This is a genomic window from Leptolyngbya sp. NK1-12, assembly GCF_032598965.1.
Taxonomy (GTDB): domain Bacteria; phylum Cyanobacteriota; class Cyanobacteriia; order Elainellales; family Elainellaceae; genus Elainella.
Map to the genome: position 1 here is coordinate 61,906 of NZ_CP053588.1, position 15,674 is coordinate 77,579.

Here is a 15,674-nt window from a genome sequence, read left to right on the forward strand (position 1 = left end):
GATTAAACCGATATCACCATGCCGACCACCGCCTTACATCAAAAATATCGCCCTAAAATCCTGGCAGAACTGGTTGGACAACCCTACGTCCAAACCGCTTTGACCAATGCCATCAACCGGATGCACATAGCCCCGGCGTATCTCTTCACAGGTTCTAGAGGAACTGGCAAAACCTCTACTGCGCGTATCTTTGCCAAGTCTCTCAATTGTCTAAGCTTTGACGGACCTACCGATGAACCTTGCGGCACTTGCCAATCCTGCCGATCAATTGAAACCAGCAATAGCCTGGATGTAAGTGAGATTGATGCAGCTTCTAACAATGGGGTGGATGATGCCCGTGCTTTGATTGAACGCAGCAGCCTTGCACCAGTGCAGGGGCGCTCCCGAATTTTTATTCTTGACGAAGCACATCAATTAACTACCCAGTCGCAAAACGCTCTCCTGAAGTGCATTGAGGAGCCACCACCTCATGTGGTCTTCATCCTTTGCACAACGGAAGTGCATAAGGTCTTGCCGACGATTGTGAGCCGCTGTCAGGTGTTTCATTTTCGGGCGCTGTCGCTCCACACGATCTCACAGCACCTTCAGGACGTTGCGGAAGCAGAAGCGATCGCTGTCAGTGATGATGCTTTAATGGCGATCGCCCGGTTTGCAGAGGGAGGCTTGCGAGATGCGCTTCAGCTGTTGGGTCAGGTCAGTTTGCTGGGTGAAAAAGTGACCGCAAACCATGTAATCGAAATAACTGGGGGAGTGACAGAAACAGACCTGTTGGCAATACTTGATGCGATCGCTACCAACGATATCTTTCAACTCCTTAAATTAGCGCGAACCCTGGTGGATTCTGGTAAAACTCCCAAATTGATTCTCAGCAGCTTACTCCAGACCTACCGAGATCTCCTCATTCTCAAATCAGCTCCTAAAGCATCAGACTTGCTCACCAGTCCTGCCAACTACAACCAATTAAAGGTAATTGCCTCTCACTGGGATTTTGATGTGCTCAATCAATCCTTGATGCAATTGCAGAAGGCAGAAGGCTATCTTCGCAACACTACCAATGCCGCTGTTTGGCTGGAAACGTGTCTACTGAACTTGATGCCACTGCTCCGATCAGGTTCTCCCAACCAGCCAAACGGGAAGCAGCCAGCAGGCAAAAACGGACACCACCGTAAAGCAGCCATAGAGCCATCTTCAGCAGCTACAGAAGATTCCTCTGATTTGTCAGCCGTCTGGCAAAGAGTCATCGTTTCTGCAAAGCCAGGAACTCAAAAATTGCTGAGCCAGGGGCGATTGATCAAGTTGCAAGGAAATAAGGCAATTTTGGAAGTCGCGCCTGCTTCTTTGGCAAAGTTTGAGACGAATCAACAGGCGATCGCCCGAATGCTTCAGCGAGTTATCCAGAGCCAAAAACCAATGACCGTATTGATCAGAACGCTCGCAGCTAGCAGAAATGGGAGGTCGGGATGATTGTTCTGTTAACTGGAGATGATCAGTTTGCCATTCGACAAAAACTAGAGCAATACAAAGCAGAACTTGATCCACAATGGCTAGAGTTTTGCTATCACCGCTTTCCCGCCAGTGCTTTGGAACAAGCAATTAGTGCGGCACGAACCCCTTCGTTGAGTGGTGGTAAACGGCTTGTTGTCGTAGAGGATTGCAATCTTAAGCAGTGGGGTGATGCCCAGTTAGAAAGTTTGCAGCAACTTGCTCAGGTGCCAGATTCTACAACGCTTGTATTCATGGCAACAAATGTGGACAAGCGCCTGAAAATCTACAAGCATTTGATCAAGCACGGTCAGTGTTTCGAGCTGTCATTAATTCCGTCTTGGCGTACAGATTTGATCGCAAAGGCAATCGCCACTCAAGCAAAGCAGATGAAACTCCGACTGCCTAAAGATGTCATTGAATATCTGGCAGAGGCGATCGGCAATGACATGACCCGTGTTGCTTCAGAACTCCGCAAGCTAGCAATCTATACAAATGGTCAGCCTGTCGGTCTTGCTGAAGTACAAAGCCTGATTCCTTGCCAGACTCAGAGCAATCTGCAACTGGCGGAGGCGGTTCGCAACGGGGAAAGTGAAGCAGTGGTGCGTCTGATCGACGAATTGCTGGCTCGCTCTGAGCCAATGCTGGTGATGGTTGCGACTCTACTGACCCAGTTTAGAACCTGGCTATGGGTTAAAAGTGCGCTTGCGAGTGGTATCCAGAACAACACTGAAATTGCTCAACTGTGTAACGTGGGGAATCCTAATCGGCTTTACTATTTACGGCAAGAGGTCGCAACCATGCCCCTCAGAACATTGATTCAGGCAGTAACCAAATTAGTGGAGTTGGAGATGTCGATTAAGCAGGGTGCTGTCCTGGCAAACGCCATCCTGCCCTCTCTGCTGGCGATCGCGCGGTTGTTTCAGACTATTTATTCCAAGTGACTTTTGGGGGCAGCGGTTTGAGGCGATCGAATGCCTGTAACTGTGCAGGCATCTGCCTTCCCCTATGGGGGATGTTTTGGGGCAGTGAGCGAAGCCAACGATCATGACAACTACACCGAACTATGGTGCTCTGCTCCAGAGTTTCTGGACACCACCGACAACTTCTATTACAGAAAACCCTGATTCAACGAGCGGTCGTCCTTCTGAACCAACCGATATCATTGAATTCTTGGGAGAAGACTTACTCTGGCAGCAAACCATTTCTGCACAAGAGCCAGATTTGAAAGAGATTCCTGCTGATTTGCCACCTGAATTGGTTGAGGCTCTTCATGCTCAGGGGATTCACCAGTTCTACTCTCATCAACTCAAGGCTTTGCAAGCCATTCGTGCAGGCAAGAGTCTAATTCTCACCTCTCCCACTGCCAGCGGCAAAACACTCAGCACCTACCCCGGCATTCTGGAAGGTTGCATAAATGCAGGACACCGGGCATTGGCATTTTACGGACTCCGCGCACTAGCGCTGGATCAGTTTCACAAAATCTCGGAGTTGCTCTCAGCGATGCCTGTTGTCTCCCGTCCTGTATTGGCAATGATGACAGGAGATGTGAAGACCGAAGAACGGGAGCAAATTCTCGCATCCGATCCTCACATTCTGGGAGTCACGCCAGAACTGATTCATTTTCAACTCAAGCAAACCTGGAAGTCAGAGCGCTGGGCAACCTTCTACCAACATTTGCGCTATGTGTTGATCGATGAGGCACATACCCTTTCAGGTAGCTATGGAGCCAACATGGCTTGGTTGATCCGTCGCATTCGGTTAGCAGTGGATCACTATGGCGGTCGCTCCAGAGAGCTGCAATTCATCTTTCTGAGTGCAACCTGTGGCAACCCGAAACAGCTTGCCCAGAAGCTGTCCGGACTGAAACCAACTAAACGTGTTCCAAAGCCTCTCATTTGGATTCATAGGAGCGGAGCTGCGGCACCCCATCGTCAGGTAGTTCTGACTCAACCCAGCTACAACCTGACTGCGGATACAGCCCGTATTATTCAGTTCTTGTTAGTTCAGGGAAAGTCCGGGATTGTCTTTTGCAACTCGCGCCGGAGTGTCAGGGATCTAACAGGATTGCTGAAGTCAAACCAGGTGGCTGCTTTCTATGGCGGTATCAATCCAGAGCGTCGGGCTGAGGTGGTTCAACAACTCCAGTCCGGTATCATTCAATGGATTATTGCGACGGAAGCCTTAGAAGCTGGCATTGACCTACCTGAGCTGGAGTGCTGTGTTCTAAGGGGCTGGCCCGGCTCCAAGATGGCATATCAGCAGCGCAGCGGTCGAGCCGGACGTGTCAAACCGGGAATGACAGTGCTGATTCCCAATGCTCTTAATCCAATCGATCGCTACATCACAGAGCATCCAGAACTGTTGATCTCTGGCGAAGCGGAGGACGTTTTCTTCAATGATGAATATCCCATCTTTGCGGCTAAACATCTTCTCTGTGCCGCAGCAGAAACGGGCATTCCCACCAGCAAAATCAAGCATTACTTTGGGAGTGCTGCGATTGCGGTTGCAAAACTTTTAATGGCTCAAGGACATCTCAATAAAGGGCGTAATGGGCTGTGGGCGCGGGGCTACCCGCATAAAGATGTCAACTTTCGGGGAGGTGTGTCTCAAACGACCGTCAAACTGATGGATGCTGAGTCGGGCGAAGCACTGGAAGAAGTGTCAGAGGACATTGCCTATCGGGAAGTGCATCCTCATGCCATTTACAAACGACAAGATGGCGATGGGCAAATGTTGACCTATCAATGCATCTCGCTCGACTTAACCAGTAAGCAGGCAATTCTGAAACAAGTGCCGGATAGCCCCCTATTCACGGTTGCCTTCACTCAATCGGAAACCAGCAGCCTGAAGGCTTTAACCAATCCGGTCGCATTGCCTTTAGAATTTCCCCATGCGGAAGGGGTTGCTGATTTACCTGCCGTTCTAACGCTTGAACTCAGCTATGGGCAAATCAGCCATGTCACCAGCGGGTACAGTTTGATGACACAGATCTATGAACAGACCTGTCTGAACCGGCGCTGCTTGAACTACAAAGAGCCGTTACCAAGCGACCGTCGCTGTCCGCTTTGCAGCAAGCTGACTCGCAAGGCACTGATTATCAAAACCTTATCTGAGGAAAGTTTTGAGCAGCCTTATCGGACTCAGTTTTCAGCCCCTATTGTCAAAGTGGCGATCGACTCCACTGCCCAAGACTATCTTCAAACCTTTGCCAGAGAAGCAAGAACTAGCTTGAGTCGCAGTGGGCAGCCAATTCCACCCGGCTATCAGCAATTATGGGAGCATCCCAGTAGCCTGATCGCCATCCACAGCTTTGGGCATCAAATTCTGCGATCGCTGCAACTGTTTGCCAGGGTTGACCCTAGAGAAGTGAACTTTTCGGTAGTTAAGGAAGCTGGCGATCGCAACCACTATGCAGGCTATTTCTACGACACCAGTGACGGCGGAAATGGGGCTTCTGAAGCTGTGTTCAAACATATGGCTGAACTTGGGAGTGTGGCGGCTGCGATTGCTCGTAGTTGTGACTGTGATGTGGGTTGTGCTAAATGTTTGATTCAACATGGCTGTCCTGATGGCAATACCGCTTTATTGAAACAAATGGGATTAGTCTTGTTGGATGCCATTACTTCACCTGGCGTACAAACCGAAGTAGAAATAACTCCTGAATAACGCTCAGCTATCGCTGCACATTCACCGATCTTCAGCAATGGAGATCGGTTGTTCATTTTTCAAAAGCGATGGCTAACAAATTAGCAGCTAAGCAATCAAACCTCGAACGAACACTGGCAGCGATTAATCGGGAATTGGGAGATGGTTCTATCGTGCGGCTGGGAGATGCCAGTCACATGAAGGTGGAAACTTTCTCTAGTGGCTCAACTGAACTAGATTTGGCATTAGGAGGAGGATACCCTAGAGGACGCATCATTGAGATCTATGGACCAGAAAGTAGCGGTAAGACCACGCTGGCATTACAGGCGATCGCCGAGATGCAAAAGCTTGGAGGTATTGCTGCTTTTGTCGATATGGAACACGCCCTCGATCCACTTTATGCAACTGCGATCGGAGTCGATATCGATCAAATGCTGGTCAGTCAACCCCATAGCGGTGAGATGGCAATGGAACTGGTTGAACAACTGGTGCGTTCCAAGAGTGTTGATCTGATTGTGGTGGATTCTGTAGCTGCATTGGTGACAGAGGCGGAACTCCAAGCAGATATGGGTGATTTTCCGACGACTTCCATTGCCTGGTTGATGAGCAAAGCCCTCCGGCGGTTAATGAATTGCCTGCATAGTCAATGCACCGTGATTTTTCTGAATCAACTGCGTTTCAAGATTGGTGTAGTTTACGGTAATCCTGAAACAACCACAGGTGGAAATGCACTCAAATACTACGCTTCAATGCGGTTGGATACTCGCCGGATTCAGACATTGAAGCGAGGGAGTGAGGAATACGGCATTCGAGTCAAAGTTAAGGTGGCAAAGAACAAGATTGCCCCACCCTTTCGAGCGGCAGAAGTTGACATGATCTTTGGCAAAGGCATCTTCAATGTCAATGCTCTCAATAAGCTTGCTGCAACCAACGGGCAAGTAGATAGCGATTTGCTGCTGTGTCGCTAATGATTTCAACCAAAACCAGCCGCAACCCGAAACTGGACTACCACGATCTCCCACAAAAACGACAGCTTCTCGAACCACAACGTTGTGGTTCAAATTTGGAGCCAGTTAATGCTGTCTGAATTCAGACAGTACTTTTTTCTCCCCTAGCGGGGTAAATGGGCAGTTTTGATATCCCTTTCAGCAATACTTATGGAACCTGCTCAATTTCATCAACTCAGAAAAGCACTTGGCACCTTCTACTGGGACAACGGATTTGAAACTTTCTGCTATGTAACTGGATTTGATCCACAGTTTCAACATGCTCAAGAGAAGTGGCAGCAATTTTCAACTTGTGTTCAAGCGATGGGACAACTGGACGATCGCACCTGGGAAACGCTGTTAGAAGCCAGTCTGGCTGCCCAACACACCGAGCCGCTACTGCCTAGATAGAGACTGTAGCGGCGACAAACGCCGCATAGGTAGGATAGTTATCCCTTCTTACCTATGGCACTTTTTACTCTGGCTGATCTGCATCAGGTTCATCAACGTCAACAGCCTCTTTTGGGATTACGCACTCATGAATCAGAATTTGCACTTGATCGAGCAGATCCAGCTAATTTCCAGTTGTTGATGAAACAGCTATTTCTGGGACTGCCAGTACAACCTCTTTTGGATACTCACCCATTGATGGCTCGATGGGTCACTGAAGCCCAAGAACTGGTTCCAGAGCTTTTCCAGGGTAGGAAGAAACTCTGGATTGATGCGCCAATGATTGCTCCTCTGACGACTGGGGACACTCCAATTTTCATTCAAGTTCAGGTTAACTACGGTCTTCGACGAGGGATGCCCAGACTTTATGAATGGGCGATTTGCTCTGCAAAACCAACCTGGCAAGATGCTGTAAAGCTTTGGGTGATGTCTGTGCATTACACCATTCCTCCAGAGAAATTATCTCTGGTTGGTTTAGCACTGCATCCATCTCTGCCAGCTCAAAAACTCCGATTGCAGTGGGATCAAACGCAACAGGATCAGACGCAACAGTGGTTAATGCAGCTTCTGACGCAGCCTACCAAGCTTCCAATGCCTGAAATCCATACGAACACTGATTATTCGTTGCTGTTGAACTTAGATGCGATTCCAGAAGTGCCTCTGTAGCAATGAATCAGCGCTATTTCACATCCATTTCTGCATTTAAGATAATGCGAGGTGTTTACTCATGACAACGCGATCGCCTCAATCAAATGATCCTACGCGTGCAATTCCAGTCTTGCATCCAACTGTGCCAATGCCAGAATTCTCATTCTTCCAAATCGTTAAAGTTAGGACAACCAAGGAAGTTGGAACAGTTGTTGGAATGTGGTGTGTCCAAACGGAAGGGCAGTCTTATCAATGGCTTTATCGATTAGAAGGATTGACAGAGCGGAGTACAACTTGGTGGCAAGAGTTGCAGATTCGTAGTTTGGATCGTAGACAAAATCGTTGATATGTTCGTGTTGATAACAGAGCTATTACTGTAATCCTGGTGTTGTAAAAGTTCGTTTAGGGAAATGATCGAGTGCATCAGTTTCAACACCACTTTTTGATGGCGAAGCTGGTGTTTCTCCTTCATCAGGAAGTGGTAACATTCGTTCTGCTTCTTCAATCCGATCATACAAAGCTTGCGTTAATGCATCTACATTTGGCAGAATCACTTGACTCTCCAAGCCTGCTCGCACTTGCACTTCCCATAATGCCTCACTCTCCTTTGCACGTTTCTCATCTGCTTTAGAGACAGGAATAATCAACGGATAAGGAATCGATGCCTGTCCGCCTGAACTGTATCCAGGACTGGTGATCACGCATTTGCCTTGAGGAAATTTGAGAATTTCATCGGCGCTGATCACCGGCATTTTTTGCAGATTCTCACTCCAGCTAATCGAACGGCTCATTTGTCCACCGAGCGATCGCCCCGTCGTTCGATTTTTGATCAGCACTTCTTTTTCGCCGTACCGTTTTGAATAATCTTCAGCCGTTTTATGATTACCGGGATTAAACAGGACGTGGGTGCTACAGGCAGAGGCGATCGCCGCACCCATCTTATCTCCGTAAATATCATAGAGTTGATCCAAACTTTGGATGCCCAGGATAAAACAAGCGCCGTTGGAACGGTATTCGTTAATCCACTGAGGTAGGCGATCGAGTTTGATCGAGGGCAGCTCGTCTAGAGAAATAATTAGCGGATCTTTGCGAGGTGTGCTGAGATTTCCTACAATCGTCAGATGAATTGCAGCAGCTAGCAGCGGACCTACCACACTGCGACGTTCATCATCTAGTTTAAATACTACGATTTCTCGTCCTTCCAAACGAGTTGGAATCGTTGATTTGCCAATAAAGGCTCGTAGCAAGTCTGCCTGAATGAACGATGAGAAGGTGCCTGCGGCGGTTGTTAGGATACCAGAGATTGTTTTTTCAGCGTCCTTCGCACTGAGGAACTGCACAAAAGAGGTAGCGACCCATTCATCTAACTGTTTGGATTGCACCGCATAATCGATTCGATGCACCAAGTTAGGCAGGCGCAACACGGCGTAGAGCATTGCCATATCGGGATAATGGGAACCCTTGACCAGTTGCAGCAATGCCTTTGCCAGCAAGTCTCCTGCCTTGGTGAAGAACTCGTCGCTCCGCCCGCCGTCCCCCTCTCTGGCGTTGCGATTGATGACTTTACCGATCTCCCCTGCCATCACTCCATCGCGTGCATCCCGCATGTAATCCAACGGGTTAATCACGCCACTAAAGGCTTCTCCTGGTGCAAAGACTCTGACCTGATACCCATATCGCGCTGCCAGGGGTGCATGGAGGCGCATCTGATCACCCTTTTTGTCGTAGAGCAGAATGGGAAAGCCTTGCTGCATAGTACTTTCCAACATTCGATCGATTGTGGAGTAAGTTTTTCCAGAGCCAGGAGCACCGATGACCAACGTACCTCGCTCAGAACTGGGAAACCAAACTGTTGGGGAGGCTCCCAATGTTGTTTGTATTGTTGTTATCACCCCGCGCCATGATCCTTTTGCCCAATAACGAGGTGTGCCAGACCAGAGCGTTACTTTGTTGTGTTTACGTTCCCGAATCTGTTTGAGTGACAGGCTGGTTGCAGATAGTTTCTCCGCAGTGCCGCATAGCTTGCCTGTCGTAATCTTGCCCTTACCCGATCCACTGATGCGGAGCAGCAACAATACAACCAGTAATCCACCCAGCATCATCCAACCTTGAGGATTGTTGTATTGCTGAAGCATTTTGCCAAAGTCGATCGCTGCCAGTGGTTGGGAATGGGATGGCACCTGGATTAGGGCAGTGGATTTAGGGCTTTTGCTGCCGGAGAGATGATTTAAGTATGTCGGCAAGGGGAGAGGCATCGCGAATGACTAAAATCTGGCAGGAATTCTAACGATTGCAAGTCAGGTAATGGCTCAACCATCTGGACATTTTTTAGGAGGTAGGGAATGGAGTAGTGATATTCAGTGGCTCAATCGCCAAATCGTATTGTTTCTGTCTCAGGCAACTTCTCAGGCTAACGCCTCGGAGTGGGGATAATTCATTTGACTGCACTGAAATGGTTAAATCAACGAACTCCAGAAATAGCTCTACCAGCACTACCAGAACGGGTGCTAAAGTGGCGACTCCCAAACCACCAAAATCAACTGCGGCGACTGGCTCTCGCGCAACTCGAACTGAAAGGACGGAACCAGACGAGTTTGAAGTTGATCCAGATCTACTCAGCGATGCCTACAATCAGGTGCGCCGACCGCAGTTGCCCTATGGCATTGTCGTTAATGATAAGCCCGCTGGCATTCTGATTCCGATCGATCAGTTGGAAAAGGCGGGCTGGATTGCGATGCCCGATGAAGATGATCTCACGACCGTTACCTTCACTGAAGATGTCACGGGTCTTTTGATTACAGAAGCCCGGTTGCTCGTGCTGGCATTTGTGCTGGAATACATCCGTTACAAGTCGGATGTGGAAGACTTGGGCGGCACTGTGGTTGGACTCTATGACGAGTACCGCAACAGCCTTGACAAGAAATCTATGGATGTTTGTTCAGAACATGCGCTGCTGTTTCTAGATAAAGATAACCAACCGCTGCATACAATGCCGATCGTGGTGCGGTTCAAAAACGTTGCGCTTTGGAGCTTTAAATCAGCCCGCGAGGAGTTCTACCGTGCCCTGGAAAAAACGTTTGCGGACTACTTCAATGTGCCTTTTAGCGGCAAGAACGATCGATGGCGGAGTCTGGGAGTGTTGGAGGTGGAGTTCAAAGCCGTTAAAGAAGGCGAGGGTAAGAACAAGCATGACTGCTGCAAGACGGTGGCATATACCAAACCGACGATCGAAACGTTGTCTCTCCTCTATTTGGGTACTCCTACGGCAAAGGCGTTGATCTGGCAGCAGCATGATGCGATCGCAGGATTCACGGAGCCTCAATCTCTGCCTGCCTTGCCAGGTGAGGTAGAAGCGGTTGAAGTAGAAGTATTGCCGCCTCACAAGAATGGTACGGCTAACAAAGCCTCAAATGCTAAACCTTCTACAAAACCTCCAAGAAAAATCAAGCAGATCGAAGAGGATGAAGATTTCCTGGATGATCTGGAGAACTCAGATGCAGAGTTAGATGATGAGGACTTTGATTTTGAAGATGATGACTTGGATGATGACGAGGAGTAGTCTAATTTATCTCTATTAATTGTTCTGGATTAACCCCTGCTGGAGCTGAATTGGCTACAGCAGCTTTTTTGCTTGCTGCTAAAGGACTAATGTTGAAAGTCATTCAGGACGTGAAGAGTTGACTATCGGCAAGCTGGTAACGATCGCCATTAAAACAATAATTCAATTGACGTAAGCGTTCGGCTTTGCCGCCTCGGAGAGAATCGCCCTCCATCTGTAACACCTTCAAGCAGGGCAGAGCCTGACCCCGGTTTTCTCCGACTTGAAATAGCGGTTTGTTGGCTGGAAGGTTAGGGTTGAGATAGTTTTGGAACACCTCTACTGCGGATTGATTCTCTCTTAACCAGTAGCCAGCATAAAGACAACCCAAGGCTCCACATAGATTAGGAGTATTGAAATTAAACAGCGTCAGTTTGCCTGCTTTTCCGTCTACAGTCCAGGCAAGCAGGTTTTCTTTGGCTTGTGTCATATTTAGATCCGTGTTTGCTTGAATCACCTGTTCTAAAACAGGCTCAGGGACTACTGCTGTCGCTTTTTGCCAGGGAACCATTGCTGCACTGGAACTACAACCTGCCATGCCAATAAGTACCGATAACAGCAGAAAAAGGCTAAAACCGATGCGAAACCAGTATCCTACCTGCCATAACCAGTGAGGTGGTGCAGGGATGGTGGGTGTGCTCAGTTCTTGCTGAACTGGAGCCAGGTTGGAAGCCGAGCCTGTCATAGCGAGTTTCCTTCTCAACTTGCATTCACTGTTGAACCTGAACATTAGCGGGAACGGTAATACCTAACTGCCGGAGTGCCCAGACTTCCTCAGCAAACCAGGTAGGATTTTGAGTGGAGGCGGCCCCCTCGCTGACTTGTTGCTGAAAGCGATCTTTGCCAATGCGCTGAATTTCTCGCTGGAATCGTGCCAACGTCAATTGTTGAGCAACGGACTGGGGCACAACACTAGCAAAGGGAACGCGATCGCCCATCGGGTTGAAGAACACTTCCTCGCAGCGTCCATTCGTAACCGCGATGATCAGATTCGTTGGTGCTTGGCTGTTTTCGGTGTAAGTTGCCAGCAGGTAATAGTCCTTGCCCTGTAATCGACTAGAGCCGATCAATTCGCTCCGCACAATGGGCTGTCGAGTTTGTTGGGGAATACAACGACTGACGGTTTCTGGGATTCCAGTAGTTTGAGCATCAAGCGGAAGATACCCTAACCCGATAGTGAGCAACATTCCTACCGCTAAGGGTAGCCAGAAGGTTGCAGTCAAACGTCTGCCAATCGATCTCAGTGAAAGTCGCTGCTGGGGTTGCATGGTTGATTCCTCCTTAGAATTGAACCCGCTGTCTGGGATTGATGGAAGAGCCGCTGCGCCAGTTACCAGGGGTAGCGCCTTCAATCACTTCAAAGTGGAGGTGGGGTCCAGTGCCCAAGCCACTCTGCCCACTGCGGGCGATCGCCTGCCCCTGCCTTACTGGAGTACCCGCACTCACGTCCATTGAATCCAGGTGAGCATAGAGCGTCATCCTGCCATTGGCATGTTCCACAATCATGGTTCTGCCATAGCCTGATAGCCAACCTGCGTAGAGAACCTTGCCACCATCAGCCGCTCGAATCGGTGTCCCGATCGGTGTTCCGATATCAATGCCAGCGTGATTGGAGCTACAACTCGCGCAAGGGCTAGAGCGAGGACCAAACTCACTGGTGACAGGGAAGCCTGGAGCAGGGTTGGTCAGCCTACCAGTGACTTGTCCTGGTGTTCCACTGCCCTGGAATGCCTCATTGCTTTTGACTCCAGAGGAATTAGCGGTTGTCAGGGTGGCGCTGGGAGCACAGGTGAGTGTGCCATTGCCACCATTGCGATAGCGAGTCACAGCAGCGCGACCGTAATCTCGCAGGCTCAAACGACCCAAGGCATCAGAGCCTCCACCATCGACACGGCTGTAGTCGCCACCGAAATGTTTTTGGGCAACTCGTTCTAGTAAGCGATCGCCTGTGAAGGGTTGTCCGGTCGTTGGATCAATCTGTCCTCGTGTCACCTGAATTTTGTTGGCGAGGTCTGCCGTAAAGGCGCGATCCTGATCAGCAGGTGGAAAGAACTGAAACAGTTCTGCATCAGTGGGTTGGTAGCCCTGTCCAATGCGATTTAAGAATCCCTGACCCCCTGGCTTTGCAGCAATTAACTGAACTGCATAGGGGTTGTAGCTCATGAACTGGTAGCGTCCTAACCCCCGTCCACAGTTGCTTCCTCCATCCGCACAAGTATGAACTCCAACCGCCTGATAACCTCCGCTGCCAGCACTTTCGATGCTGGCGATCGCTTCTGCCAATGCATCTAAATCAATACCTTGCACAGATTGTGCCGACACAGGCTGACTACTGCCATCTAGACTACAGGGATTGTTTCCATCTTGATTGCCAGCAATAGTTTGGCTGCTTCCAGGTTCTCGGCTGGCTCCGGTGGGTTGAGATGCCACAGCAGCTCGTTGATCGCTCAAATCCCCCACAAACATCAAAGCATTGACTTTGTAGGTAAAGAACGGCACAGGACCAATGAAGTAAGGTGTGCAGCCTAATGCATCAGCACAGAAGCGGAAGAACAAGGCAGTATCTACGGTATCCGTGGTTTCATCTGGCTCCATCACCACAACTTTGAAGGCAGAGCCAAACGGCAAGCGTCCCGTAGGTTCTCGTCCATCATTCACCGATCGCAAGACACCCCAGCCACCCTGGACTTCCTGATATTTTCCTGAAATCCATTGCTTGCCTTCCAGCCTGCCACGCGCACTACGTCCGGCGTTCTCCAGATCATCCAGTTCAACATAGGCGCAATCCGTTTCAGCACAGGGGACAGAAAAGCCCTGAACATCGGAGCCAGAAATAGTGTTATTTCGCTGTGCCTCTGCTGGACCATACACCTGATCAACTCGCATGACCAGGCTACCCAGTTCAGCGATCGGGTTGGGCATTGACCCTAATGGCACCTGACCCAATCCTGGAATATCTTGCACAAAGCTGTTCATCCAGCCCTCAAACTGCTGAAGCTGAACGGCTTCCAGGTTGGGAATAGAGGTGACAGGAAAGCGAGAAAGATCAATCTCCTTTAAGGGTAGCTGTCCAATCTGGGGATTCTGTGCCAGCACTTCAGCTAGGGTTTGATCAGAGACATTAATGCCGATGGCTTTGGCAGCGAGAAGAGCCGCGACAGGGGCGATCGCCCGGACATTAGTTTGTGCTAGCCCCGGCACCACTTTTGCTAAATGGTTCAGGGTTTGATCGGCTGCCAACGTAAACGCACTCAGGGCAACTTGATTGAGATCGAGATTCGTGAGTTGGGCGATCGCCCCTGGTGAAAAGACTTCTGCCTGAAATGCTTGCGAAATGTCCCCCAGCTTCAAATACTGATCGGGAGTCATACCTGCATTCCAACGGCGGCTCAGGTCATACCCCAACGTTTGCACATAGGGTTTGCCATCGATCGAACCAGAACGGCTGATACCCGGCATCTGCGACAGAGCAATTCGGCTCCAATCGGGCAATAAAACTTGAGTTGCAGGTAGCCCAGATTGACTCCCTGCAACTTCTAGAATCCGGGTTGGTAGGCTGCCATCGTCAATGGTGCGAGCAAATGCAGGTGCATTGAACCCGCAAAGGCTGATGACAATCAAGCACAGCGAAATGAGCCATGCCAGAACACGCTGCCTTTTGAAGCCTTCTGGCATTCTCAGTGGGGTATTCATGACATCAGACCGGGTTGAGGGAATTAAAGCTCCAATTCGGGTGCGGAAAAGTTACGCTCTGTTTTCGGCTGATAAGCGGAACCCTTGCCATAGCCCTTTAGATGAGGGTTGGGGTTAGCAGCAGATTCTGAGTAGGGCGTGTCACCAAAGTTTTGCTCAAAGATGTTCTCCTGGTAGCCATCGCTGAAGTGGTCGGTTTGCCAGGGATTGTTGCCAGCTCCAGAAATTGATTGTCCGCCTCCATAGCCATCGGTTTGATAGCCTTCCGTTTGATAACCGCTATTGCTATCGGAATTGATATTGAAATCAGGGATCGGTTCAGTGTTCATCGCGCAAGCCTTCTAAACGAAACGATATACTTGTCAGCCTATAAAGCCTGCCCTAGTGATGACCTCAACCAGTTGGACAACAGTGCTCCAGCCAACTGGCTGTTTGTGGGAAACGGCTTTAGAGGAGACTTGCACTGTGGATCAATTGAGTTTTATTCCTGAAGAATTAGTCCGAACCCTTCAAAAAAATGCTGGTAATGAAGATACCCGTTGCTCATCCAGCACCCTAGAAATGTTGCGGCTTTTAGCATCCCTGGATGTTCCCAAAGAACTACTGGCTTGCATGTTGGAGATGGCAGGGTTTTCGATCCATCATGTTCGTTATTTAGCGGGACCATTAGCATTACATCGAAGTTTGTGGGGAGATGTAATTCCAACTTGGTTGAAGGCTGCCTGTATGCAGGATCGGTTTGACCTCATTCTTTCCGAATATGAACAGGATCAAGTGGGGGACTATGCTACACCGACTGAAGTATTGGCTTACATGATGCCCGCCAGTTTTGAAGCACCCATGCACAGGGACTATTCCGACCTTTACATTTGGGCAGGAAATGAGGTGATGCGGAAGCACAACAAATTACCAGAAGGGGCTGACAATTTTTATGAATTGATTGGTGGCCATGCGATTGAGTTCAAGACTGTCAAGACTGAATTTCATGATCTGAGCCGATCGATTCGTCAGAGTGTGGTGAAGCACGCAGCTCAACAAGGGTGGGGAAAACGGCGCAATCGAGCGAAAGAAGAGGCGCTCGCGGTGGTTAACCCAGTTCAAACAACCGATCAACCGAAACAGGGCAGTTTGTTTTGAATCATGAGAGCTACCGGAATGATGGGTGCTAT

Annotated in this window: 12 protein-coding genes and 1 pseudogene; 8 read left to right on the forward strand and 5 right to left on the reverse strand. The window is 49.4% G+C overall.

Annotated features, from left to right (window positions below; genetic code table 11):
* Positions 1 to 18 precede the first annotated feature (18 nt).
* The 6 genes and pseudogenes from dnaX to HJG54_RS34770 all read left to right on the forward strand — a co-directional run bounded on the left by dnaX (position 19) and on the right by HJG54_RS34770 (position 7,232).
* Positions 19 to 1,464: a DNA polymerase III subunit gamma/tau gene (gene dnaX / locus HJG54_RS34745; RefSeq protein WP_316437243.1), complete on the forward strand. Its 1,446-nt coding sequence runs from the start codon at positions 19 to 21 to the stop codon at positions 1,462 to 1,464.
* Positions 1,461 to 2,426: a DNA polymerase III subunit delta gene (holA, locus tag HJG54_RS34750; protein WP_316437244.1), complete on the forward strand. Its 966-nt coding sequence runs from the start codon at positions 1,461 to 1,463 to the stop codon at positions 2,424 to 2,426. Before dnaX ends, holA begins: the two co-directional genes overlap by 4 nt.
* Positions 2,427 to 2,529: 103 nt before the next feature.
* A complete protein-coding gene (locus HJG54_RS34755; RefSeq protein WP_316437245.1) occupies positions 2,530 to 5,151 on the forward strand; it encodes a DEAD/DEAH box helicase in 2,622 nt (873 codons plus the stop codon).
* 68 nt (positions 5,152 to 5,219) lie between these two features.
* Positions 5,220 to 6,053 (forward strand): annotated as a pseudogene (gene recA / locus HJG54_RS34760) (recombinase RecA); the annotation flags it as partial.
* Positions 6,054 to 6,287: 234 nt separating this feature from the next.
* The gene (locus HJG54_RS34765) at positions 6,288 to 6,527 is read left to right on the forward strand and encodes a hypothetical protein (RefSeq protein ID WP_316437246.1); all 240 of its coding nucleotides are present in this window, start codon (positions 6,288 to 6,290) and stop codon (positions 6,525 to 6,527) included.
* 54 nt (positions 6,528 to 6,581) lie between these two features.
* Entirely contained in the window at positions 6,582 to 7,232 is a 651-nt protein-coding gene (locus tag HJG54_RS34770) for a hypothetical protein (RefSeq protein WP_316437247.1), read from the forward strand.
* A 353-nt stretch (positions 7,233 to 7,585) separates the two neighbouring features.
* On the opposite strand, the gene HJG54_RS34775 is transcribed toward HJG54_RS34770, so the two are convergent.
* Positions 7,586 to 9,469, reverse strand: coding sequence for a type IV secretory system conjugative DNA transfer family protein (locus HJG54_RS34775; RefSeq protein ID WP_316437248.1), 1,884 nt, complete (start codon positions 9,467 to 9,469; stop codon positions 7,586 to 7,588).
* Between the two features lie 197 nt (positions 9,470 to 9,666).
* Here HJG54_RS34775 and HJG54_RS34780 point away from each other — a divergent pair, with 197 nt between their 5' ends.
* Positions 9,667 to 10,773 carry a DUF5895 domain-containing protein gene (locus tag HJG54_RS34780; RefSeq protein ID WP_316437249.1) on the forward strand — a complete coding sequence of 369 codons (1,107 nt, stop codon included), beginning with the start codon at positions 9,667 to 9,669 and terminating at the stop codon, positions 10,771 to 10,773.
* Positions 10,774 to 10,876: 103 nt separating this feature from the next.
* On the opposite strand, the gene HJG54_RS34785 is transcribed toward HJG54_RS34780, so the two are convergent.
* Genes HJG54_RS34785 through HJG54_RS34800 form a run of 4 tightly spaced genes read right to left on the reverse strand, consistent with a single transcriptional unit; the run spans position 10,877 to position 14,834 of the window.
* Positions 10,877 to 11,497 (reverse strand): hypothetical protein, encoded by a 621-nt coding sequence (locus HJG54_RS34785; RefSeq protein WP_316437250.1) that lies wholly within the window; start codon positions 11,495 to 11,497, stop codon positions 10,877 to 10,879.
* Between the two features lie 25 nt (positions 11,498 to 11,522).
* Complete coding sequence (locus HJG54_RS34790; protein ID WP_316437251.1) at positions 11,523 to 12,080, reverse strand: hypothetical protein; 558 nt, start codon at positions 12,078 to 12,080, stop codon at positions 11,523 to 11,525.
* A 13-nt stretch (positions 12,081 to 12,093) separates the two neighbouring features.
* Positions 12,094 to 14,505 carry a M23 family metallopeptidase gene (locus HJG54_RS34795; RefSeq protein ID WP_316437252.1) on the reverse strand — a complete coding sequence of 804 codons (2,412 nt, stop codon included), beginning with the start codon at positions 14,503 to 14,505 and terminating at the stop codon, positions 12,094 to 12,096.
* Between the two features lie 23 nt (positions 14,506 to 14,528).
* A complete protein-coding gene (locus HJG54_RS34800) occupies positions 14,529 to 14,834 on the reverse strand; it encodes a hypothetical protein (RefSeq protein WP_316437253.1) in 306 nt (101 codons plus the stop codon).
* A gap of 58 nt (positions 14,835 to 14,892) precedes the next feature.
* Between HJG54_RS34800 and HJG54_RS34805 the strand changes: the two genes are divergently transcribed.
* Positions 14,893 to 15,642: a hypothetical protein gene (locus HJG54_RS34805; RefSeq protein ID WP_316437254.1), complete on the forward strand. Its 750-nt coding sequence runs from the start codon at positions 14,893 to 14,895 to the stop codon at positions 15,640 to 15,642.
* The last annotated feature ends 32 nt before the right edge of the window (positions 15,643 to 15,674 follow it).